The sequence below is a fragment of the Luteococcus sp. Sow4_B9 genome (assembly GCF_052116585.1).
Classification (GTDB): domain Bacteria; phylum Actinomycetota; class Actinomycetes; order Propionibacteriales; family Propionibacteriaceae; genus Luteococcus.
This window is the reverse complement of sequence record NZ_JBQKKT010000006.1, coordinates 122,073-144,795: the sequence shown is the minus strand read 5'-3', so window position 1 is coordinate 144,795 and position 22,723 is coordinate 122,073. Positions and strand designations below refer to the sequence as shown.

Genomic DNA, 22,723 nt, shown 5'->3' with positions numbered 1-22,723 from the left:
GGTCAGTGCTGGCTGCGGTCGCGGAACCACTTCGTGAACATGTCCGCGCCCGGGGCGGTGGAGAAGTGCCACACGCTGCGCGGGTTGAGTAGGGAGTCTTCCCCGTCGGGTGCCATGAAGAAGCCGTTTCGGCTCGTCTGGACGGCTGCGAAGTCCGGAAGGTACCTGGCTCGGTGCACGCGTACCAGCACGCCGGGTCCAAACCGGGCCTCCAGCTGCTCTCGCAACTGCGGCGCTGGGTGCGTCACCAGAAGCTCCACCACACTTGGAGCGCGTTGGACAGACACCTTCTTCGGGTTCATCGGCGCGAGCATCAGGAAGGGCTGGCCTGTTCGTCCGACGTAACGGATTGGTTCCTTACCGCCTTGTGAGAGCTCAGTTGCGAGTGCTGCGGCCAGATCGGGACCGATGGCGTCGGTGCTGCGAACGTAGTTCCCGGAGCCCTGGCGAGAGACCACCAGACCCTCGCTCTTCAGCGGCTTCAGGGCCTGTTGGACAGTAACCGTCGCCAACTGTGTTGACTCAGCCAGTTCCTTGATTGACGGGAGCCTCTCGCCTGGCGACCATTCCCCATCCTCAATAGCCTCACGAATTCGATCTGACAACTGCAGATACGGCGGCCGCGAGTCGTTGGGGTCGAGGGGTCTCATGGCGCAAACGCTACGTCAGGCGAACGGAATCCAGCCATAAGAGCTGCCTCGATGGCGCAAGAGTATTGACAGTGTTGCCAAAGGTGATGCAGTCTTCTGGATGTCGGCATGAACGTCGGCAAACGAAAGGAGATCCGCATGAGTGTGCAGGGACCGTTCCAGGTCGAGTGCAGTTCCGTCTTCCCGTTCGGTGTGGCGCTGGTGGGGGAGGTGACGCCGGTTCTGGACTTCGATCGCTCGACGCGCGAGAACAAGGTACAGGCGCGGGACAAGGAGTCGGGGGAGTTGCTGTGGCAGGTGGATGCCATGGACTTCGACCCCGAGGCGCGTGAGCGCACCTTGAAGGTGAAGGTCGCGGCGCCGGTGCAGCCTGTGCCCCCGGATGCCCTGACTAACGCGCCGATTCGTCCCGTATACCTCGAGGGTCTGACGGTCACGCCGTACATCAAGGAGGTCGGCAACGGCCGTTCCAAGATCGCCTACTCGCTGCGCGCCACCGGCCTGGCCGCTCCGCGTACCGGCCGCGACAGCAAGGCTGCCTGACCATGCGCACCTACTGGGTGATGACCCGTGTGGTCCCGGTGTGGATCGTGCGGGTCACCAGCTGGCTGCTCGGGGTCAAGCGGCTGACCTTCCTCGCGATCGTCTGGTTCGGTGGCCTGATCACGTGGGCCAATGCCGGATTCGGCGACCTGTACTTGAACCTGAGCGTGGTCGTAGTTCTCGCCATCGGCTTCGCCTGGTTGTCGATCGAGCTGCCCTGGGAGGACATCGATCGACTGGTGGCCTATGCCCGTCGTCCACGTGCGGAACGAGCTGCCCTCCGTCGTTTCGACAAGCGGTGGCAGGACTACATGGTGGCCGCGGGCCTCGCCCGTCGCTCTGTGAGTGGCGACGGTTCCACCGCCGTCCCTCCGCTGTATGGCCTTGAGTTCAATGAACTGGGCCAACTCGTGGCCCGCCCCGGGCTCCTGCTGGGGCAGACCGTCGCGGACGGGGAGTCGGCCAGCGAGGTGCTGCGTGCCGCCGTGGATGCCGATCGGCTGCGCGTGGTGCCGAATGCCGCCCGTACCGGGGTGGAGCTGGTGTTCAGCTTCGGTGACGCGCTGATGGTGCCCCTGCCTCCCGTTCTCCCTGTGAGTGGGGAAGGGGTGCCCGTTGACGTCGCCCGGATGGGGCTTACCGAGGACGGTCGCGATTGGCGGCTCAACCTGCGGATTTCGACTCTCTTCGGCGGGGCGACCGGCTCGGGCAAGGGCTCGATGCTGTGGAGCCTGGTGTGGAGTCAGCTTCCCAACATCGCGACGGGCCGTGTGCAGGTGCAGGGCGTCGACCTCAAGGGCGGCATGGAGTTGTCCATGGGGCGCCCGCTGTTCACCCGGCTCGCCACCGAACCTGCCGAGGCCGTCGTGCTCCTCGAGGAAGCCGCCGGACAGTGCCAGGAGCGTGCCAAGCGGATGGCCGGAAGTGTCCGGAGTCACACGGCCTCGCTGGAGGAGCCGATGGTGATGATCGTCGTCGACGAGCTCGCCGCTCTGGTGGCCTACTCCACCGATCGGGACCTCATGCGCCGCGCCGAGGCCGCGCTGGCCGTCCTGCTCACCCAGGGCCGGGCCGTCGGCTTCTACGTCCACGGCTTCCTGCAGGACCCGCGCAAGGAGGTCCTGAAGCTGCGGAACCTGTTCACGCAGGCCGTGGGGCTGCGGCTCAACGGTCCGGAGGAGGCGGCCATGATGCTCTCCCACGACGCGGTCCGCGCCGGTGCCCGCTGCCAGGACATTTCCCGGACCACTCCCGGCGTCGCCTACGTCATCGACGAGACCGGCCTGGTCACCCGCGTCCGAGCCACCTATGTCTCCGACGAGCAGATCCGGGAGGCCTCCGAGCGGTTCCCGGCGCCCATCCAGATCCCCATCGTCGTGCCGGACATCCAGCCCGCGACCCGTAGCCGTCGTACCCGTACCGAGAGGAGTGAAGCAGCATGACCAGCACGATCACGGCGGCGATGGCCGCGGAACTGGCCGACGACCACGGCGTGTGCCGTCGACCCGTGATCCGCCGCGTCCACGACCGACAGACCGGCACCGAACAGACCGTCGCCATGGCCTGCGGCGCCACCCTGGACTCCCGCTGCCCGGCCTGCGCCCACAAGGCCCGCACCCTGCGGATGCACCAGTGCCGCGAAGGCTGGCACCTGGACCACGAGCCCGAACGCGCCCCGGTGGAGGTCACCCGGCCGGCCTCGGGTGCCGAGCGTCGCGTGCGCTCCACTCGTCGCCGCCAAGACGCGCCCAACCTGCCGCGAGTGCCCATGGATTCCCGCACGATCGGCCAGGCCTTCGAGACGCCCGACGGCAAGGCCTACCGGCCGTCGATGTTCGTCACGCTCACCCTGCCCAGCTACGGCGCGATCATCCCCGGTAGCGGCATCCCGGCCGACCCGGCGCGCTACGACTACCGTCGCGCCGCCCTGGACGCCCTGTTCTTCTCTCGGCTCGTGGATCAGTTCTGGAAGGCCCTGCGGCGTTGCGCCGGCTACGACGTGCAGTACTTCAGCGCCGTGGAGCCTCAGAGGCGCCTGGCGCCCCACGTGCACGCCGCCATCCGGGGAGCCATCCCGCGCGACGTGCTGCGGCAGGTTGCCTGTGCCGTCTACCTGCAGGTGTGGTGGCCTCGATTCGACCGAGCGCTCTTCTCGGTCGAGAACCCGCCCATCTGGACCGGCACCGACTACGCCGATCCGCAGACCGGAGCCATCCTGCCTACGTGGGAGGAGGCGATGGACACCCTCGACGCAGATCCCCACGCCCGCCCCGCACACATCATGCGCTTCGGTACCCAGACCGACATCAAGGGCATCATCGCCCCCTCCGAGGACGCCGACCGGGCCGTGCGATACCTGGTCAAGTACCTCAACAAGTCCATTGCCGAACCCTTCGCGGATGGCGACGAGGTCGACGCCGCCTATGAGGCGCACATCGACCGGCTCCATGCCGAGCTGCGCTGGCTGCCGTGCTCCGAGCAGTGCTCCAACTGGTTGCTCTACGGCGTGCAGCCTGCCGGGGCTGTCGAGGGGATGGTGCCCGGCTCGTGCCCCAAGAAGCACCACGACCGCGAGCACCTGGGCCTCGGCGGCCGTCGCTGCCTCGTCTCGCGCAAGTGGTCGGGCAAGACTCTGAAGCGGCACCGCGCCGATCGGGCCGCCGTGGTTCGTGAAGCCCTTGCCGAAGCGGGAATCACCGCTCCGGAGATCGAGCGGATCAGTGCCGAGGTGCAGGCCGACGACGGTCAGCCTCGTTACGAGTGGCATCCCGTCGAAGTCACTCCTGGTCTGTACACGCGCACGATCCTGCACGGCATCCAGGAGCGTGCCCGTTGGCGGGCCGAGTACGCCCGAGCGGAGGCCCTGGGCGTCAATTCAGCAGCTCCGCCGTAGTCCCAGCGCTTGGGCAGCAACTTGCTGCCTCATTCCCGTCACCCACCTTGGAAGGAACCCGTCATGTCCGCTGCAACCGTCACCCCGCCCCGCCTGCTGCTCAAGGTTGAGGAGGTCGCCGAGATTCTGAACGTCGGTCGCTCCACGGCCTACCACCTCGTGCTCACTGGCGAGATCGAATCCGTCACAGTTGGGCGCCTGCGTCGCGTCCCGGCTGAAGCCGTCAGCGAGTACGTCAACCGTCTGCGGGCAGACGTCGAGCAGATTCGGACTGGCGATGGCGTCGCGTAGTCCCAATCAGGCTTCGAGCATCTACCAGGGCAAGGACGGCTACTGGCATGGCCGTGTGACCGTCGGCTTTCGCGATGACGGCACGCTCGATCGTCGTCACACCATGAGCAAGGACCGCGCCACAGTGACCCGCAAGGTGCGGGAGTTGGAGAAGCTGCGTGACTCCGGGGCCGTGGCCAAGGTGGGGCAGAAGTGGACCGTCGCCTCGTGGCTGCGCCACTGGCTCGACGTGATCGCTGAACCGAACCTTCGCCCGTCGAGCGCCGCCGCCTATCGGACCGCGATCGAGAAGCACCTGATTCCCGGGCTGGGAAAGCAGAAGCTCGATCGTCTGCAGCCCGAGCACCTCGAACGGCTCTACCGGAAGATGATCGACAACGGCGCCAAGCCGGCGACCGCACACCAGGTGCACAGGACGATGCGGACCGCGCTGGGGGAGGCCGTCCGACGCGGGCATGTCTCGCGGAATGTCGCCGCCCTGGCCCGTCCGCCTCGGATTGAGCCCGAACCGGTCGAACCGCTGTCGCTGGAGGAAGTTCAGCAACTGTTGGCTGCAGCCGAGACCGAACCGAACGGTGCCCGGTGGGCCGTTGCCCTTGCGCTCGGCCTTCGCCAAGGGGAGGCGTTGGGGCTGCGGTGGACGGACGTAGATTTCGAGCGGGGCCTGATCTTCGTGGCTGGCAGTCGGCCTCGCCCGGTGTACGCCCACGGGTGCAAGACGGCCTGCGGCAAGACTCCCGGCCGTTGCCCTGATCGGGTGCAGACCAATCCGGATCACGGGCCCACCAAGTCAGTCGCTGGCCGTCGTGCGATTGGCCTGCCGGAAGAACTGGCCCAGATCTTGAAGCGTCATCGTGCCGAGCAGGAGGAAGCGCGGGCGTTCGCGGCGAATCTCTGGGAGCCGGGGGAGTGGGTCTTCTGCGGCCCCACCGGCAAGCCGATCAACCCGAACACCGACTACCACCGCTGGAAGGTACTGCTGCAGAAGGCTGGCGTCCGTGACGCCCGGTTGCACGATGCTCGCCACACAGCCGCGACGGTGCTCCTCGTCCTGGGTGTCCCGGAGCGGACAGTGATGGGGATCATGGGCTGGTCGTCCACGGCCATGGCTGCCCGTTACCAGCACGTCACTGATCCGATCCGCGCCACCGTCGCCAACCAGGTGGGCGGGCTGTTGTGGGACTTGGCAAAGAAGCCGGGATGACCATGTTCCCTGTCATCGGACTTGAAACTCTGGATTGGCTCCGTCTGTCGCTGAAATATTCCGCCAGTTCCCGATAGATATGTACTTCAGGATAGGGAGGGGAGTGTAGTGACCAGCGTCACTGGGCGAATCAAGATGGTGAAGCAGCCGCGGGGCGGCTATCTGAACCCACGGCAGTTTCAGGTGGTCGAGCTCGAACCGCTTGGCGTCCTTCACGAAGAGGAGAACATCCATGCCTCTCTGGTTGGCATAGCGGTCGACTACCTGACCCGATGGAATCGTGTCGCGGGGGAGTGGCCCAATCGCTGGTGGAACTTCCGGGCCAGGCGTGAGAGTGCCTTGGTGGCGGAGCGGGCCTTCGAGATTTCGCTTCTGGGCGCCCGGCTGATCGGAGACGAGGATCACGCCCGGAAGCTAATCAAGTCCGTGAGGGGGCTGGATCGGAAATCCGTTGTCAGCGCCTGCCAGCTTGCGGGCTACGACGTGGTCTATCGAGCGGGGGTCTCCGGCTATCGGGAGGTCAGGGATATCGCTCCGGATCGCCGCACGGTGGAGAACGTCGCAACGATGGTGCGGCGCTCCACGGCCTTCCTCGACGAGTATGGGCCGGTCACCCTAGACGGCTTCACCCTGGAGGGCGGGTACACGGACTGGGTGACAGTCGCAGATGGCGACTACGTCACGGCCGATGCACTCTGGGACTTCAAGGTCTCGAAGAACCCGCCAAAGAAGGAAGCGACGCTTCAGATCCTCATGTACTACCTGATGGGGCGCCGAGCTGGGATCCCGGAGTTCGAGAACCTGCGCCGTATCGGGCTGTACAACCCGCGACTGAGCCGGGCCTACGTGTTGGAGGCCAAGGACATCCCGCCCAGGGTCATCTACGAAGTCGAGCGGGACGTCATCGGGTACTGAGACCCGGTCTGATGGCTGCCCGGACACCAACTGAGACTAGAACTGAGACTACGACGCAGAACGCCCCCGGCTCTCTCACGAGCGCCGGGGGCGTTTCCCCTTGTCAGGGATGGCGGAGGATACGGGATTTGAACCCGTGAGGGCGTGAACCCAACCCGCTTTCCAAGCGAGCGCCATAGGCCTCTAGGCGAATCCTCCGTGGGAGAGCGTACACGTTGGGTTCACCCCCTCGCCAATCGGCGCTCACCGGAGGCTGTCGGGTCCCCGTCGACGGACCTCGCCGCTCACCCCTACTTCTTGTTGATGATCTCGTCGTAGAGCTCTCCGGGGGTGACGTCGTCAGCGTCGGGAACCACGTGCCGCTTGCCGAAGTGCCAACCCAGCCCCAGGATCAGGAACCAGACGGGTGTGACCATCAGCGCCTGCAGGGTGTCCTTCTCCTGGGTCAGGATCACCAGGATGAAGGCGAAGAAGGCCAGCACCACCTGCGGCATGAACTTCGCGCCGGGCATCGGGAAGATGCTCTTGGCGTGTGCCTCGGGGAAGCGCTTGAGGTACTTCATGTAGCTGAGCAGGATCAGGCCCCAGACGAAGATGAAGAGCACCGCGGAGATGGTGGTGACGACGGTGAACGCGCCCATGATGGAGTCGTTGAGCATCAGCAGCACGGCGGTGAGGATCAGCGAGACGCTCATCACCAGCCCGGCGACGGGCACGCCGTTGCCGGACAGCTTGCCGAAGCGCTTGGGGCTCATGCCGCGGTGCGCCAGGCCGTAGAGCATGCGCGACGTGGAGTAGATGCCGGAATTGCAGGAGCTCGACGCGGAGGTCAGCACCACGAAGTTCATCACCGACGCGGCCGCGCTCAGGCCGATCAGGCCGAACAGGTTCACGAACGGGCTCATCGCCGGGTCCACCTCGTCCCACGGCGTCACCATCATGATCGCCAACAGCGCGAAGACGTAGAAGAAGATGACGCGCACGGGGATCGAGTTGATGGCCTTCGGCAGCGTCGTCTCCGGATCCTTCGTCTCGGCCGACGTGGTGCCCACCAGCTCGATGCCGACGAAGGCGAAGACGGCAATCTGGAAGGCGGCGAAGAAGCCCTTGAAACCGGTGGGGAAGAAGCCGCCGTGACTCCACAGGTTGCTGACTGCCGCCTGCTGTCCGTTCGGGGCCGTGAAGCCGGTCACCACCAGCACCAGCGCGGCGACGATCAGCACGACGATCGCCACCACCTTGATCAGCGCGAACCAGAACTCCAGCTCACCGAAGAGCTTCACCGTCAGCAGGTTCAGCCCCAGCAGCACGATCATCACCAGGCACGCCAGGCCCACGGAGAGTGGCTTGTCGTGCACCCAGTAGTCCCAGTAGCCGCTGATGGCCACCAGGTCCGCCATGCCCGTGACCACCCAGCACAGCCAGTAGGTCCAGCCGGAGAAGAAGCCGGCCCACGGGCCCAACATGTCGGAGCTGAAGTCCTGGAAGCTCTTGTACTTCAGGTTGAACAGCAGCAGCTCACCCATGGCCCGCATGACGAAGAAGAGCATCGTGCCGATGATCAGGTAGACCAGCACCAGCGACGGGCCGGCGGCGTGGACGGTCTTGCCGGAGCCCATGAACAGGCCCGTGCCAATCGCGCCACCAATGGCGATCAACTGGATGTGGCGATTGCTGAGGCTGCGTTGCAGGCCCTCCTCGTGCTGCGCGGGGATCTCGCTCATGCGCATCTTCCTTACTGCCTGTGGATCGCGGCGCCCGACGGGTTGGTCGCGGAGCATCACCGGTGCGTGGTGCCGGGGGCACGCTACTCCTGGACCGCGGCTGTCAGGCCGTGTTCAAGGCGTGGAACTACGCGGCGTCGTGGTTTCGATTCGTACTCGGGTGCGCGTCGGCGGTATGCTGGACGACAAGGTCCCCGCGCGGTGGCACCTCGCCCAACTCCCCCAGGGTCGAAAGACAGCAAGGGTAAGTGAGCTCTGTCAGGTGCGCGGGGGCCCCTTTGCGTCTCCGGGGAGTTGTGCGAGCCCGGGCATGCGATGACACCGCAGCAAGGGGCCACGTGGTCCCGCTCGACAGGGTTCGACCGGGGATTGCGGCGTTTCGCGCCAGAAACAGATGCATATCCGCTGTCCAGTGCAGCAAATGCACTGGACAGCGGATATGCATCTGTTTCCGTACGCGGTGGGCAGGGAGCGTGCACGTGAGCTCAGCGGCGATCCGGGTCGCGCGCGGTGAGGCGTTCGATCTCCCGCCGGTCCTTCTTGGTGGGGCGGCCAGCGCCGCGGTCACGTCGGGCCACCGGGCCGGCCATCAGGTATTCGGGCTTGGGTGGCGACTGGTCGATGTAGCAGGTGCGGGCCACCGGCGCTCCCACGCGCTTGGCGATTGCCTGTGTCACCTCGTATCGGCGCTCCCAACCGGGTTCGCGCACCGTCACCACGTCGCCCGGCACCACGGAATGTGCGGGCTTGACCGGGCTGTCGTTCAGGCGGACGTGTCCACCGCTGACGGCCTTGTTGGCGGCGGAGCGGGTCTTGAACAACCGCACCGACCACAGCCACACGTCGAGTCGGGTCATGCGCACACAGAGTAGTCGCGTCTGAATGTCCTGCTGGGCAGCCTCCCCGCGGGTGGCAGTGTGCCAGCGCCGCATGCTCTCGGGCCTCAATGCTGTTGGTCGGATGCCCTGGTACGACTTTGGCTCGTCTGGTGGACCAAACAGGTACCAGGACATACGTCCAGATCAGTTCGGGCTGATAAACGCGGCCTGATCGACACCGCTCGGTGCGGTCAGCCGTTCTGTTCGTAGGCCAGGGCGAGCAGCTCCCGAGCCGCCTCGACGGCGTCGGCGGGGTCGTCGTCAAGACCGAAGTGCATCCAGTGCGTCGCCTGCGCGAATCCCTTGGCCGGCTCGAGACCGTCGGGAGCCTCGCGGAAGCGCAGGCCCAGCCGCACCGTCAGGCGTGGGCCCGGGCCAACTGCGGCGAACTGCCGAGCATGGATCACCGGCGTGTAGGAGCCTCGGCCCTCGACGCGAGCCTGCGGCCCGGCGGCGAGCGCGGCGCTCACCAGGGCGTCGTGCAGGGGCCGTAGCGGTTCCTTCTTGCCGGTATACATCTGGTCGGCGAACTGGTCTGCCGTGGGCATCACCCAGCCGGCACGGCCGGCCACCTCGAAGGCGATGGCCCACTGGGTGTTCTGCGAGATGCCGTGCTCGTCGCGCAGCCAGCGGCGAACCGCCAGTTGGTCCAGGGGGTCGAGACCCGAGGTGTCCTCCACGATCTGGATCCACTCCGCCATGTCATGGCCGGTGCGCTCCCGCATGCTGTCGAGCTGCTTGGCTGCCATCTCTTGCGGACTTCCCATGGATCCGTTGTGGGGCGGGAGCCAGACGCGGGCGGGAAGAAACTGTCGGAGGCGTGAAATAGGCTGCACTGCGTGAGCGACGAACACGACGAGCTGGACGACGGCGACGACTTCTTCGAGATGGACGGCCCCGGGCTGTTCGACGGGATGGACCTCGACGACGCCTCTGCCGATCGTGCCCCGGTGGTCACCCAGGAGCCCGACGACGGGCTGGCGGATGACCCGGAGGACGAGATCGTGATGGGTGGTGCCCAGGATCCCGTGGCGATCGGTGAGGCGGTGGGGGCGGCCGATGGCGCCGCAAGCCCGGATCCTGCGGACAGCCCCGAAGTCACGCAGCGCGCCGGTGAAGGGCTCGCCGCGCCTGCTGCTCGTCACGCTCCGCGGCGGGTGGATGACGGGCCCGCGGCGCCGTTGGCGCTCTACCGCCGCTACCGGCCGGAGACCTTTGCGGAGGTGATCGGTCAGGAGCACGTGACCGATCCGCTGCAGCGCGCCCTGCAGAACAACAAGGTCAACCATGCCTACCTGTTCAGCGGTCCTCGCGGCTGCGGCAAGACCACCAGCGCCCGCATCTTGGCGCGCTGCCTGAACTGTGAGCAGGGGCCGACGCCCACCCCGTGTGGCGAGTGCCAGAGCTGCAAGGATCTGGCGCGAGGCGGCAATGGCTCCATCGACGTGATCGAGATCGACGCGGCCAGTCACGGTGGCGTGGATGATGCGCGTGACCTGCGCGAGCGGGCCTTCTTCGCGCCGGTGCACAGCCGCTACAAGATCTACATCATCGACGAGGCCCACATGGTGACCGCCCAGGGCTTCAATGCGATGCTGAAGCTGGTGGAGGAGCCGCCGCCGCACGTGAAGTTCATCTTCGCCACCACGGAGCCGGAGAAGGTGATCGGCACCATCCGCTCGCGTACCCATCACTATCCCTTCCGGCTGGTGCCGCCCAAGGTGCTGCAGAACTATCTGGCGCACCTGTGCGAGGCGGAGGGTGTGGCGGTGGACCACACGGTGCTGCCGCTGGTGGTGCGTGCGGGGGCCGGATCGGTGCGTGACTCGCTGAGCGTGCTGGACCAACTGCTGGGCGGGGCCGCCGATGGGGGCGTCAGCTATGAGCAGGCGTCCTCCCTGCTGGGCTACACCCCGGATGCTTTGCTCGACGAGATCATGGACGCCTTCGCCGCGGGTGACTCGGCGGGTGTCTTCGCCACCATCGACAAGGTGATCGAGGTGGGGCAGGATCCCCGTCGCTTCGCCGAGGACCTGCTGCGTCGCCTGCGCGACCTGGTGATCGTGGCGGCTGTCCCGGATGCGGTGGCCAGTGGTCTGATCGACGTCTCGGGCGACCAGGCCGAGCGACTGGAGACCCAGGCGAATGGCATGGGACGCGGGGAACTCACCCGGGCCGCGGAGGTGATCGCGACGGGGCTCACGGACATGCGCGGGACCACCGCGCCGCGCCTGCACCTCGAGCTGATGTGTTCTCGGGTGCTGCTGCCCGGCGCGGATGTGGATGGCCGCGGGATCCATGCGCGGCTCGATCGCCTGGAGCGCCGGGTTGGCATGGCTGGAGCGCCCGAGGTCGGTGCCGGTGGTGCTGCCGACGGGATGCGCTGGCAGATGCCGGAGCGTGGCGCCGGCGATGCGGCGACGGTCGATGGGCCGGCAGGGCCCCAGGCAGCCCGGGCGGCAGCGGCACAGGCGGCTCGTCAGGCCACGGGATCCGCGGCCGGGGCAGCGGGTCGCGGCGGCCCGTCGACGGGTGGGGACGGTGGGCCCCAACAGCCACAACAGGCCCCGCAAGCACAGCAGGCCCCGCAAGCACAGCAGCGCCCGGCCCAGCCGGTGCCGGAGTCTTCGTCGGAGGCGGCCAGTGGGCCCGGCGCAGGTGCTCCGGTCGGCGCGCAGCCGCAGCCGGCGCCCGGGGGACAACAGCCACCGCAGCCCGTCACGGATCCCGCCCCAGATCAGGGCGGCCGCGGCACCGGTCAGGTCCAGCCGACCCCACCGTCCGGTGGGCAGCGCCCCGCAGGGCCGCCGCCCGGTCAGGGCCAGCGCCCCGCAGGGGCACCTCCGGGGCAGCGGCAGCCGGCAGCGCAGGGTCCGCAGGGTGGCTTGGGGCAGACCGGTCCGCAGCCAACGGGCCCCCAGCAGCCCCACCCGGCATCGTCGCGCGCGCCGCAGGCTGGCAGGGCTACCATTGCCGTCGCGGACGTGCGCCGGCTCTGGCCCCAGGTACTCGACGAGGTGAAGAGCCAGCGTCGTTTCGCCTGGATCCTGCTGAGCCAGAATGCGCAGGTGGTCGACGTGAACGACGGCGTCCTGGTGCTCGGCTTCACCAATGCGGGGGCCCGGGATCGGTTCACCTCCGGCGGTAGCCAGGACGTGCTTCGGGAATGTCTGGTGCAGGTGATGGGGGCCGATCTGCGGATCGAGGCGATCCTGGAGGCGGGCGGCAGTCCGCAGGCTGGCGGCGCTCCGGCCAGCGGAGGCCGGGCGCGGGCTGACGTGTCCTGGCAGCCGGATCCCGGCTCGTCCACGGGCGGGTCGCAGGGCCAGGGCGGCGCCTCCGGCCCCGGCGGGTCTGGTCCCGGCGCACCCGGTGACCAGTCAGGGGGCGATGGTGCTATCGCGTCCGCCGCGAGCCAGCAGGTGGACGCTCCGAGCAGTTCCGACGGACATGACGACATGCCGCCGCCGGATCCGCAGGACATGCCGCCGGATCCCGACGAGAACCCTGAACCGCCCGCCACCTCGCGGTGGACCCAGCAGGCCCGAGAGAACATCCGCCCCACGGCCTCCGGACCGAGAGCTCCGGAGGTGGAAGTGGATGAGTCGCAGCTGGTCAGTGAGGACGACGAGTCGCTGGACGAGAGCGGTGAGTCGGCTGCCGAACTGATCACTCGGGCGCTGGGTGGCGTCGTCATCGCAGAAGAGGAGCCCGGGGCATGACCCGTCCGACCACGATCGTGCTGGCCCCCGACTCCTTCAAGGAGTGCCTCACGGCCAAACAGGTGTGCGACGCGCTCGACGCGGGTCTGCGCAGCGTCCTGCCACAGGCGCACATCATTCACGTCCCGATGGCCGACGGTGGCGAGGGAACCGTCCAGGCCCTGGTGGACGCCACCGGAGGACGTGTCCTCCGGGCGCCCGTCTCCGGGCCGATGGGCGGACCGATCACCGCATCCTTCGGGCTGTTGGGCGACGGCGCCACCGCTGTCATCGAGATGGCAGAGGCCAGCGGTCTGGGCCTGGTCCCGGCCGGCCGACGAGATCCGCGCCGCGCCAGCAGTCGCGGCACCGGTGAGCTGGTGCTGGCGGCACTGGACGAGGGTGTGCGCAACATCGTCCTCGGCCTGGGCGGCAGCGCCACCAATGACGGCGGCGCCGGCCTCGCGACGGCCCTGGGCGTGCGCTTTCTGGATGACGCCGGCCGTGAGCTCCCCGATGGCGGAGCGGCCTTGGCCCGGCTGGCGCACATCGACGTCTCTGGGATGGATTCACGCGTGGCCGAGACCACCTTCCAGGTGGCCTGCGACGTCAGCAATCCCTTGTGCGGTCCGGACGGTGCCTCCGCTGTCTTCGGCCCCCAGAAGGGGGCCGACCACCGCTGCGTCGCCGAGCTGGACGCGGCTCTGGCCCACTACGCCCGGATCATCAGCGAGGATCTGGGCAAGGACGTCGCCAGTCGTCCCGGGGCGGGGGCTGCGGGCGGACTCGGCGCGGGAATGGTGGCCTTCTTCGACGCCACGCTGCGCCGCGGCATCGACATCGTGATCGAGCACAGCGGTCTGGAGGGTCGGCTCACCCACGCAGACCTGGTGATCACCGGCGAGGGGCGGATCGACGGGCAGACCCGATTCGGGAAGACGCCGAAGGGCGTCGCCGACGTGGCAGGGGAGTACGGGGTTCCCGTCATCGCGGTGGCAGGTTCGCTCGGGGAAGGCGTGGAGACCCTCCAGGAGGCCGGCTTTGCGGCGGTGCTGCCAATCCTTGCCTCGGTGGGCCCCCTTGAGGAAGCCCTGGACAAGGCCCCCGTCAACCTGGAGCGCACCGCGCGGAACCTGGCCGTGCTCATCCAGCTCGGCGCCGATTTCCGCGGTCGGCAGGATGCCGTTCCCGCCCCCGGCGAGGATGTCTGACCCAGCACGTAGGCTTGCCTCGCAGAAACCTCACCACAGCACTGCACGACGAGAGGAAGACCAGATGTTCCCCGAGGGCATGGACATGAATGGGCTGCTGGCCCAGGCGCAGGCGATGCAGGCGCAGCTGCAGCAGGCCCAGCAGGAGCTGGCCGATTCCACCTTCACCGGCACCGCGGGTGGCGACCTCGTCGAGGCCACCATGGCCGGCACCGGGGAGCTGACCGGCCTGGTCATCAAGCCCGAGGCGATCGATCCGGAGGATGCCGAGGGGCTGGCCGATCTGGTCCTGGCTGCCGTCCGCGACGCCGCCTCCCAGGTGAACGCCAAGGCGGCCGCGGTCATGCCCGGGATGCCCGACATGGGCAGCCTCGGTTTCTGACACCGGCGCCACATCCCTCGACAGGCTCGGGAATCGTTCTTCCCGAGCCCGCCGAGGGTTCATCCCGTTCCCCAAAGCTTGTCGAGGGGGGGTACTACGTCCCCCCCGGGCCTGGCCAGGGGCCTGAAAGGAATCCATGTACGAGGGTCCGGTCCAAGACCTGATCGACGAACTCGGGCGGCTGCCCGGGGTCGGCCCCAAGAGCGCGCAGCGCATCGCCTTCTGGATGCTCGACCAGCCGGCCGAGGACATCGAACGCTTTGCCCGAGTGGTGGGCGAGGTCAAGGCGAGGGCACGCTTCTGCCAGATCTGCTTCAACGTCTCGCAGGAGGAGACCTGCCGGATCTGCCGCGATGCGCGGCGGGACCAGTCGATCATCTGCGTGGTCGAGGAGAGCAAGGATGTCGTCGCCATCGAGCGCACCCGTGAGTTCCGCGGGCTGTACCACGTGCTGGGCGGCGCGATCAGTCCGATCGACGGCAAGGGGCCGGCAGACCTCCACATCCGCGAACTGCTGACCCGCCTCGCCGACGGCACGGTCACGGAGATCATCCTGGCCACCGACCCCAACACCGAGGGCGAGGCCACGGCCACCTACCTGAGTCGACTCCTCAAGGACATGGGGCTGCGCATCTCTCGGCTGGCCTCCGGTCTGCCCGTAGGCGGCGACCTGGAGTACGCCGACGAGGTCACTCTGGGCCGGGCCTTCGAGGGACGCCGCTATGTGGACGGCTCTCCGGCGCCACGGGCCTGACGCGATGATCCGCCTCGTCGCCACCGATCTGGACGGCACCCTGCTCCAGAGCGACAAGACGATCAATGCCTGGACCCGCAGTGTCCTCGACGCGGTGCAGGACCGGGGCGTCGCCGTGGTGCCCGTCACAGCCCGCCAACCCCGTGGGCTGGCCCCCATCGCGCAGGCGTGTGGCCTGACCGGCTGGGCCATCTGCGTCAATGGCGCCCTCGCGCAGCACCTGGGCACCGGCGAGGTGGCCTTTGAACACCTGGTGCAGCCCGATGCGCTGCAACGGCTCACCGATGCCGCCACCCGCCAGATTCCCGGGACGGTCTTCGCGACGGTGCGAGACCGGGGTGCCACCTTTGGTCTGCAACCCGCCTACCGCGCCCTCACCGGCCCCGACGACCACCAGCCAGCCATCACTCACTCGCTCGACATGACACTCGAGGAGGTGATCGCCGAACCCGCTCTGAAACTGCTGGCCCGCCACCCCGGGCTGCCGGCGCGCGAGCTGGCCGCCCGGATCACGGAGCTGGGGATCGAAGGGGTGCACGCCACCACGTCGGGCGCCGACTTCGTCGAGATGGCCGCCGGTGGCGTCACCAAGGCCTCGGCGGTGGCGGAACTCTGCCGGGTGCTGGGCGTCGCACAGGATGAGGTGGTCGCCTTCGGCGATGCCCCCAATGACGTCGAGATGCTCGCCTGGGCGGGACTCTCGTACGCGATGGCCGAGGCCGACGAGATCGTCGCCGCCACTGCCACCGCACGCTGCGGCAGCAATGACGACGACGCAGTGGCACGTCAGCTGATGCAGCTGATGCGCGAAGGCTGGCTGTGAGCTGATCAGCCCACCGTGGTGTGGGCCTCATCAATCACCGGCTGCACCTTCTCCTCCCAGAACTGTCGTGCCTGGGCCCGGAGGGACTCGATGTCGGCGTCATTGGTGACCACATGACTGGCCACGTCCTCGCGTTCCTCATCGGTGACGCGGGCCTCCAACCGTTCCCAGGCAGCTTCGCGGGTGATGCCCTTCTCTGTCATCAGTCGTTCTGCGCGGTGCTCCACCGGGCTGGCGACGGCGATCACCTCGTCGAAACGCGTGGCCTGGTTGGTCTCGGCCAGCAGCGGTGCGTCCACCACCACCACGGAATCGGGGCCCGCTTCCCGTGCCCTGATCTCGATCTCCTGGATGATGCGCGGGTGCATGATCGCCTCCAGCCGCTGGCGGGCGTCGCGGGAGGAGAAGACGAGCCGACCCAGCGCCTGACGGTCCACGGTCCCGGCCTCGTCGACGATGTCGTCGCCGAAGACCGAGCGGATCTCGTCCTGCACCGCGACGTCGGAGTCCAGCAGGGTCCGGTTGATCTCGTCGGCGTCCACGACGACGCCACCCATCAGGCCCAGTTCGTCGGCGACGATCGACGTCCCGGAGGCCGCTCCGCCGGTGATGGCCACCAGTCGTAGCGGCATCCCGTCCTGCGCCTTGCGCACCGCAAAGGTCTGCGGTGTGTGGGTCTCGTACTCCGGCGCGCTGTCCGGGTCGAACTCGGGCCGGATCACGTACTCGGCATCGTCCAGCTCGCCCTCCTGAACGCGGCGGACGAACTCCTCGGCGGGCAAGACCTGTTTCCACTGACGGGTCCGCACCGGTCGGGCAGCTCCGGCATCCTCGCGCAGCGCCTGGATCACCATCAGGATCTGCAGGAAGGTGATGACCATCATCGGGAAACCGATCACGATGATCACCTCCTGCAGCGCGCCCAGCCCATTCTCGCCGGCGGTCAGGATGATCGACGCGCACACGGCCCCCACGGAAAGGGCCCAGAAGACGCCTTGACGCCGGGGCGCGGGATCCTCGTGGCCATTGGCCATGGCGTCCATCACCAGCGCCCCGGAGTCAATGGAGGTGATGAAGAAGAGCACGATGGCCACCAGTGCCATCACGGAGGTGATCTGGTACAGCGGCAGTGCCCCCAGGAACTCGAACAGGGCGGCCTGCACATTGCCCTCCTCGACGATGGTCTCGGTGAGGTTGCCGCCGGTGCCGGGCGACGGGGCAGTGGCCCGGTCCTGCGCCACGGCGTTGTAGCCGTAGACGGCCATCCAGATGATGACGAACAGCGACGGTGCGCCGAGCGTGCCCAGCACGAACTCGCGGATGGTGCGGCCGCGGGAGATCTTGGCGACGAACATGCCCACGAAGGGGGCCCAGGTCACCGTCCACGCCCAGTAGAAGACCGTCCAGTCGCCCGACCACTGGCCGTCGTGGTGCAGGTCGTTGAAGAAGGAGAGCACCGGCAGGTTGGCGGTGTAGCCACCGAGTGATTCCACGAAGGCACGCAGCGTCCCGACGGTCGATCCGGTGACCAGGATGAAGACCAGCAGGGCGGTGGCCACCACGATGTTGGCGTAGGACAGCCGCTTGACGCCCTTGTCCATGCCGGCCAGTACCGAGGCGAGGGCGATGCCGGTGATGATCGCCAGGATCATCGCCTGCACCCAAGGAGCGATCTCGAGCCCGAAGACATAGTTGGCGCCGGAGTTGATCTGCAGCGCGCCCAGACCGGTGGAGACGGACAGGCCGAAGACGGTGGAGACGATGGCGATGATGTCGATCGTCTTGCCGATGGGGCCGTGGATCCCGTCGCCCAGCAGCGGATGGAAGGCCGACGAGACGCGCGGCGGCAGCTTGCGCTTGTACGTGAAGTAGCCGAAGGCCAGACCGGGGACCACGAGAATGGACCACATGTGCAGCGCGAAGTGGAAATTGGCGATGGCCAGCGCCTGGTCGGCGGCCACGTCGCTGAACGGCTTGGTGTCACCCAGCGGAGGATTGGCGTAGTGGTTCATGGGTTCCGCCACGCCCCAGAACATCAGGACGGCACCGACGCCGGCGGCGAAGAGCATGCCGAACCACGCCACCCCGGAGTAGTCGGGGGTGGCGTCGTCGTCGCCGATCTTGACCTGGCCGTAACGTGACAGCGCCAGGGCGACGGCGAAGAGCACCAACAGCGTCACCGAGAGGGTGAAGAACCAACCCATCTCGTAGCGCAGGAAGCTCGACGCCTTGCCGAAGATTCCCTGCACCGTGGCCGGAAAGACGCTCATGGTGACTGTGAAGAGCACCACCAGCAGGGCGGATCCGAAGAAGATCGATGGTGAGGTGCGCAAACCGAGGGCAGAGTGTAGACGGTGGGCGACTTTGCTCATGGATGAGAGTCCCGGGTAGACGGCAGGGGCACGTGCTGCCTGACCACCAGACGTGGTCCAGCTGTGCACGAGTGGCTTGGGGGAGTTTATCGGTCTTGCGGTGGTGAATTTCGCAATGACGGCGGTGCGGCGCGAATTGGCGGCGGCGTGCCGCCTACCGGACACAGGCGTGCACAACGCGCGAGTCAGGCCGTTAGGCTCACCCGCATGCTCGCCCGAGATGCCAAGCCGCGCCTGTGGACACGGACATTCACCAGTTTGACGCTGGCGAATTTTGGCACCGCCATGATCTTCTACATGCTCACCGCCACGCTGAGCGGTTGGGCGTTGACCGATCTGGGGGCGAGCCAGACCGAGGCCGGCTTGGTGGGCACCGCGTGGTTCCTGGGGGCCATGACGGCCCGGCTGTTCGCCGGCCGCATGATGACCCAGTACGGCGAGCGCTTGGTCGTGCTGGGCAGCGCGCTGGCCATGCTGGCTGGCAGCCTGCTGTACCCGTGGTCGCACTCCGTGCTGCTCCTGCTGGCGCTGCGCTTCGTCCATGGCATCAGCTTCGGGGTGGCCGCCACCGCACTGACGGGAACCACCCTCGCGCGGGTGCCGATCGAGCGACGCGGTGAGGGATCGGGCTGGTTCAGCCTGGGCCTGGCGCTGGCCACGGGGGTGGGGCCCTTCGTCGGCAATGTGGTGCAGGCCAGCGGTTTGGGTCAGCAGGGCGTCTTCTGGCTGTCGGTGGGCTTTGCCCTGTTGACCGTGGTGATGTCGCTGGTGGTCGTCGGCGACATGTCGGGCCGTCCTGCAGCCAAGCAGGGCACGAAGAGCTCGCTGGCGGACTACGTCGCCCCGTCGGTGCTCCCGATCGGCCTCGTGGTGGCAGCCTGTGCCATGCCCTTCGGCACCATCCTCACCCTGCTGATGCCCTATGCGCGTTCCATCGGCCTGGAGAAGGCCGGCGGCCTCTACTTCCTGGTCTACGCGGTGGTGATCGTCTTCTCCCGACCGGTGGCGGGCATGCTGCAGGACCGGCTGGGGGACACGGTGATCATGCTGCCCATCATCGGCGCGATGATCGCCGGTCTGCTGCTCACCATCTGGTCGCCCAACGGGCTCGTGTTGCTGCTGGGTGGTGCGGTTCTCGGCCTGGGCTACGGAACGCTGGTGCCTGCCGGTCAGACGGTGGCGATCAACCTGGTGGGCTCGGCCCGGGCAAGCCTGGGCGTCTCCAGCTACTTCCTGCTGGTCGACGCCGGCACCGGGATCGGCCCCTTCGTGCTGGGTGCCCTGGTGGAGCCGATGGGCTATCGCGGCGCGCTGCTGGTCGGTGCGGGCTGCGCCGTGGCCGGAACCCTGATGATGGGCGTCCTGCACCACCGCATGCGGCGCCGCCCCCGCGAGCGCGCTGTCTGAGAGTCCTCCACGAGATGAAACTTCTTCGATCGGAACCACCACCCCTGTACCCTTGTGAATCCTTTGTCTGTTAGATTTTCAGCTGCTCTCCAACGAGGGGGGCATGACGAAAGGGAGCAAGATGTTTGCTCGAAACCTCGGCCGTAGCTGTGTGGTCCTCGCCGGACTCGCCTGCCTTGCACCGAATGCGTGGGCTGCAACCTACGGAACCCAGACTGCGACGGCAGACGGGGTCACTGCCAGTGGCAAGGGGACCCTGACCGTCGCTTTCACCACAGCCAAGAACGATTCTTCGGTGAAGATGAGCGCCAGCAACGGTCGCCCAGGCTACACAGAGGGCTACTTCTGGTCGGCCAAGAACTCCATCAAGGTTCGGTCCAGCAATTCGACTTCGACCTCGTGGACGACCGTCTCACGGTCGGGCAAGTTCTCTGCCCCAACGGCAGGGCCTTGGTCCGCCAAGGGGAAGACCTGTGTGGACCGTCGACTGAAGGTTGACACGTGCAGCGGCTGGTCGGCCGGTGCCCGAGCTTGAGATCAAGGGGGTGTCCCACGTCTACCGAGGTGGGACACCCGCTCTCAATGCCTTGGACCTCAGCCTCGATGAAGGCGTCGTGGGGTTGGTCGGCGCCAATGGGGCGGGCAAGTCGACGCTGATGCGCATGATTGCTGGTGCCCTGCCGCCGACGACGGGCACCGTGCGCATCGACGGTCGGGACCTCTATGCGTCCCGTGACCGCCGCAAGGCCCTGGGGCAGGTGGCGTGGATGCCCCAGACCCCGACGGCACCCGGCAGGGTGTCCGTGGTGGACTTCGTCGCCTACCTCACGTGGCTGCGAGGATTCTCGCGCAAGGAAGCACGCCAGCGGGCCGACCGTGCCATCCAGCAGGTGAATCTCACCCAGGCTGCGCAGGCGCCGATGAACAGCCTGTCGGGGGGGATGGTGCGCCGCGCCTGGCTGGCCCAAGCACTGGCCTGCGAACCGACGATCCTCCTGCTTGATGAGCCGAGCACCGGGCTTGACCCACGGCAGCGCGCCACCATGGTGGAGCTGTTGAAGAAGACCTCGGCAAAGCTGGTGATCTTGTCGAGCCACTTGCTGGAGGACGTGGTGGAACTCACCGACCGCGTCATCGTCCTTGATCGCGGACTGATCGTCCATGACGGCTTGCCCCCGGACAGCGGCAACCCCTCGTGGCTCCTCGACCTCATTCCGGACACGGACGACCGGCCATGATGGGCATCCAGATGTGGACGCGGGCCAGCTGGAAGTTCCTGGTGCCCGCGATGCTGGCTGTGCAGGTCTTCTGCATGCTCAACGCCCAGTCGGTCGACAGCACCTCCCTTCCGGCCTGGGCCCTGGACTGGTCCTGGATGCTCTCGCTGTGGAGTGGAGGGACGCTGCTGCTGTCACCGGTGGCCGCGGCAACGGTGGTCCTGTTGATCCACCGCGCCTGGCGTGACCCGGTTGATGCGCTGGTAGGGGGCCTGGCCCGGGCGCCGCGCAGTCGTCTGGACATCCTCGCCGCGGTATACCTCATGGGAGTTGCCGTTCAGGCAGTCACCTTGGCCTTGGGGAGCGCGCTGTGCGTCATTGGCCATGCGGATGCGACCGGGGTCACCCTCCCCTGGCAGCTCCTGACGGGCCCGGCGGCACTGCTGGCAGCAGTGTGCCTGGGAGGTGTGATCGGGGAGTACTGGAAGGACCCCTGGGCCGTGCCGGTGACGGCGATCGCGATCTTCCTCTCGCAGAACGTCTTCTACGCCGAAGGCTATCCGGAGCTGTTGGCCACGGAGGCGGCCGGCTGGTTCATGACCGGCTACCGCCCGATTCCCGGTCATTTGGCGGCGACGGTCGCGGCCAACATCCTGATGGCGGTCGGGTGCTTGTGCCTGCAGAGGCGACGGGTGCCGATCAGGGCACTGCGTCGACACTTCTGGTGGATGGTGGCGATCTGCTGCTTCGTGGGGATTGGCGCCGTCTTCGAGCCCTTCGTGGCGCGTCAGGCAGTGGACACCTACGAGGAGATCAGATGAGCGTCGAGGTGGTGCTGCGCCTGCACCGGATCCCGCAGTTCTGCATCGGTCTCGGACTCGTCATCCTGCTCGCCAGCCTCTTCCGGCAGCCGCTGAGCATTCCCGGGGCAGACGGCATTCGCATTGCCCAAGAGATGTTCATTGCCTTCACCCCTGCGCTCCTGGGGATCTGCACTGTGCCCCCATTGGGTGAGATACGCTCCACGACCTTGCGAGGGCCACAGGTCGACGTCGCGGTGAACAGCATCTTCGTCTTGGGATCGACGATCCTCTGCGCGTGGCTGTGGCACAGCTCTGGTGCGCAGTGGGGTGCGCTCCACTTCGAACTCTTCTTGAGCAGTGTCCTGGTGGCCTCCACCATCCTGACGACACGTCGGTGGGGGGCATCGGGGCTGGTCCTTTCTGCCGGGGCGGGGGCAGTCCTGCTCATGTTCTGGGATGGGCTTGCCGGGCTGATGGGATTCCAGGGCTTCTCCAACCGCTACGGCATGGTGCATCAGCACACCTCGGTATGGGGTCTGGTTGCGCTGTTTGTAGCGGGTGCAGCCGTCGTCTTCGCCATTGCCGTCGATCCCCATCGGCCCTTGGCCCACGCCCAGTCCTGAGCCGGACCCTGCTCTTGGTCGAGCCCGTCAGGATGCCCGCCGACTCCGCACGTCGAAAGCTCACTGGGCATGCGCTCCACCGGGCGCCCGGTCGTATTCGACGTGCACAGTGGACTCCCGGCCCGCCACCCAGGAGCCAGCGGCAGGAATGGTGCGAAACCCCGCGCACACGGCCTGTAAGATGGACGACGACCGCAAGGCCGTGATGGGGCCATCACCCCGGAGCTGCCGGAAGAACAGTCGAGAACCGACCCACTAGACCCGGCTGCGGCGAGCAAGAGTGGAATCCGTCGTGCACGGGTTCAAGGAGGGTGGTACCGCGGGTCGCCCGG

Annotated in this window: 20 protein-coding genes, 1 tRNA gene and 1 other RNA gene; 16 read left to right on the top strand and 6 right to left on the bottom strand. The window is 67.4% G+C overall.

The window, feature by feature from the left end; genetic code table 11:
- Positions 1 to 2 precede the first annotated feature (2 nt).
- Positions 3 to 650 (bottom strand): GntR family transcriptional regulator, encoded by a 648-nt coding sequence (locus ACTQ49_RS06150; RefSeq protein ID WP_441826963.1) that lies wholly within the window; start codon positions 648 to 650, stop codon positions 3 to 5.
- A gap of 138 nt (positions 651 to 788) precedes the next feature.
- Here ACTQ49_RS06150 and ACTQ49_RS06145 point away from each other — a divergent pair, with 138 nt between their 5' ends.
- The 6 genes from ACTQ49_RS06145 (at position 789) to ACTQ49_RS06120 (ending at position 6,496) form a co-directional block, all read left to right on the top strand.
- Entirely contained in the window at positions 789 to 1,193 is a 405-nt protein-coding gene (locus ACTQ49_RS06145) for a hypothetical protein (protein ID WP_441826962.1), read from the top strand.
- A 2-nt stretch (positions 1,194 to 1,195) separates the two neighbouring features.
- The gene (locus tag ACTQ49_RS06140; RefSeq protein ID WP_441826961.1) at positions 1,196 to 2,635 is read left to right on the top strand and encodes an FtsK/SpoIIIE domain-containing protein; all 1,440 of its coding nucleotides are present in this window, start codon (positions 1,196 to 1,198) and stop codon (positions 2,633 to 2,635) included.
- Positions 2,632 to 4,086, top strand: coding sequence for a replication initiator (locus ACTQ49_RS06135; protein ID WP_441826960.1), 1,455 nt, complete (start codon positions 2,632 to 2,634; stop codon positions 4,084 to 4,086). Before ACTQ49_RS06140 ends, ACTQ49_RS06135 begins: the two co-directional genes overlap by 4 nt.
- 63 nt (positions 4,087 to 4,149) lie before the next feature.
- Positions 4,150 to 4,377 carry a helix-turn-helix domain-containing protein gene (locus ACTQ49_RS06130; protein WP_441826959.1) on the top strand — a complete coding sequence of 76 codons (228 nt, stop codon included), beginning with the start codon at positions 4,150 to 4,152 and terminating at the stop codon, positions 4,375 to 4,377.
- A complete protein-coding gene (locus ACTQ49_RS06125) occupies positions 4,364 to 5,581 on the top strand; it encodes a tyrosine-type recombinase/integrase (RefSeq protein ID WP_441826958.1) in 1,218 nt (405 codons plus the stop codon). Before ACTQ49_RS06130 ends, ACTQ49_RS06125 begins: the two co-directional genes overlap by 14 nt.
- Before the next feature lie 108 nt (positions 5,582 to 5,689).
- A complete protein-coding gene (locus ACTQ49_RS06120) occupies positions 5,690 to 6,496 on the top strand; it encodes a hypothetical protein (protein WP_441826957.1) in 807 nt (268 codons plus the stop codon).
- A 110-nt stretch (positions 6,497 to 6,606) separates the two neighbouring features.
- On the opposite strand, the gene ACTQ49_RS06115 is transcribed toward ACTQ49_RS06120, so the two are convergent.
- A tRNA-Ser gene (locus ACTQ49_RS06115) sits at positions 6,607 to 6,694 on the bottom strand.
- Positions 6,695 to 6,786: 92 nt separating this feature from the next.
- Complete coding sequence (locus ACTQ49_RS06110; protein WP_441826956.1) at positions 6,787 to 8,220, bottom strand: amino acid permease; 1,434 nt, start codon at positions 8,218 to 8,220, stop codon at positions 6,787 to 6,789.
- A gap of 185 nt (positions 8,221 to 8,405) precedes the next feature.
- Between ACTQ49_RS06110 and ffs the strand changes: the two genes are divergently transcribed.
- Positions 8,406 to 8,502: signal recognition particle sRNA small type (ffs, locus tag ACTQ49_RS06105), an RNA gene on the top strand.
- Positions 8,503 to 8,705: 203 nt separating this feature from the next.
- On the opposite strand, the gene ACTQ49_RS06100 is transcribed toward ffs, so the two are convergent.
- Positions 8,706 to 9,077, bottom strand: a complete 372-nt coding sequence (locus ACTQ49_RS06100; protein WP_441826955.1) for an RNA-binding S4 domain-containing protein — start codon at positions 9,075 to 9,077, stop codon at positions 8,706 to 8,708.
- Between the two features lie 212 nt (positions 9,078 to 9,289).
- Positions 9,290 to 9,865, bottom strand: coding sequence for a DUF5655 domain-containing protein (locus ACTQ49_RS06095; RefSeq protein WP_441826954.1), 576 nt, complete (start codon positions 9,863 to 9,865; stop codon positions 9,290 to 9,292).
- A gap of 147 nt (positions 9,866 to 10,012) precedes the next feature.
- Here ACTQ49_RS06095 and ACTQ49_RS06090 point away from each other — a divergent pair, with 147 nt between their 5' ends.
- From ACTQ49_RS06090 to ACTQ49_RS06070, 5 genes are all read left to right on the top strand, one after another.
- Positions 10,013 to 12,820 carry a DNA polymerase III subunit gamma and tau gene (locus tag ACTQ49_RS06090; RefSeq protein WP_441826975.1) on the top strand — a complete coding sequence of 936 codons (2,808 nt, stop codon included), beginning with the start codon at positions 10,013 to 10,015 and terminating at the stop codon, positions 12,818 to 12,820.
- Positions 12,817 to 14,010, top strand: a complete 1,194-nt coding sequence (locus tag ACTQ49_RS06085) for a glycerate kinase (RefSeq protein ID WP_441826953.1) — start codon at positions 12,817 to 12,819, stop codon at positions 14,008 to 14,010. Before ACTQ49_RS06090 ends, ACTQ49_RS06085 begins: the two co-directional genes overlap by 4 nt.
- 64 nt (positions 14,011 to 14,074) lie before the next feature.
- The gene (locus ACTQ49_RS06080; RefSeq protein WP_441826952.1) at positions 14,075 to 14,392 is read left to right on the top strand and encodes a YbaB/EbfC family nucleoid-associated protein; all 318 of its coding nucleotides are present in this window, start codon (positions 14,075 to 14,077) and stop codon (positions 14,390 to 14,392) included.
- A 136-nt stretch (positions 14,393 to 14,528) separates the two neighbouring features.
- The gene (recR, locus tag ACTQ49_RS06075) at positions 14,529 to 15,146 is read left to right on the top strand and encodes a recombination mediator RecR (RefSeq protein WP_441826951.1); all 618 of its coding nucleotides are present in this window, start codon (positions 14,529 to 14,531) and stop codon (positions 15,144 to 15,146) included.
- Positions 15,147 to 15,150: 4 nt separating this feature from the next.
- On the top strand, positions 15,151 to 15,969 hold the full coding sequence (locus ACTQ49_RS06070; protein WP_441826950.1) for a Cof-type HAD-IIB family hydrolase: 819 nt from the start codon (positions 15,151 to 15,153) through the stop codon (positions 15,967 to 15,969).
- Between the two features lie 5 nt (positions 15,970 to 15,974).
- Here the strand turns inward: ACTQ49_RS06070 and coaE are convergent, their stop codons facing one another.
- Entirely contained in the window at positions 15,975 to 18,341 is a 2,367-nt protein-coding gene (coaE, locus tag ACTQ49_RS06065; protein WP_441826949.1) for a dephospho-CoA kinase, read from the bottom strand.
- A gap of 207 nt (positions 18,342 to 18,548) precedes the next feature.
- Between coaE and ACTQ49_RS06060 the strand changes: the two genes are divergently transcribed.
- The 4 genes from ACTQ49_RS06060 (at position 18,549) to ACTQ49_RS06045 (ending at position 22,391) form a co-directional block, all read left to right on the top strand.
- Positions 18,549 to 19,748, top strand: a complete 1,200-nt coding sequence (locus ACTQ49_RS06060; RefSeq protein WP_441826948.1) for an MFS transporter — start codon at positions 18,549 to 18,551, stop codon at positions 19,746 to 19,748.
- A gap of 521 nt (positions 19,749 to 20,269) precedes the next feature.
- Complete coding sequence (locus tag ACTQ49_RS06055) at positions 20,270 to 20,986, top strand: ABC transporter ATP-binding protein (RefSeq protein WP_441826947.1); 717 nt, start codon at positions 20,270 to 20,272, stop codon at positions 20,984 to 20,986.
- A complete protein-coding gene (locus tag ACTQ49_RS06050) occupies positions 20,983 to 21,786 on the top strand; it encodes a hypothetical protein (protein WP_441826946.1) in 804 nt (267 codons plus the stop codon). Before ACTQ49_RS06055 ends, ACTQ49_RS06050 begins: the two co-directional genes overlap by 4 nt.
- Positions 21,783 to 22,391, top strand: coding sequence for a hypothetical protein (locus ACTQ49_RS06045; protein ID WP_441826945.1), 609 nt, complete (start codon positions 21,783 to 21,785; stop codon positions 22,389 to 22,391). Before ACTQ49_RS06050 ends, ACTQ49_RS06045 begins: the two co-directional genes overlap by 4 nt.
- The last annotated feature ends 332 nt before the right edge of the window (positions 22,392 to 22,723 follow it).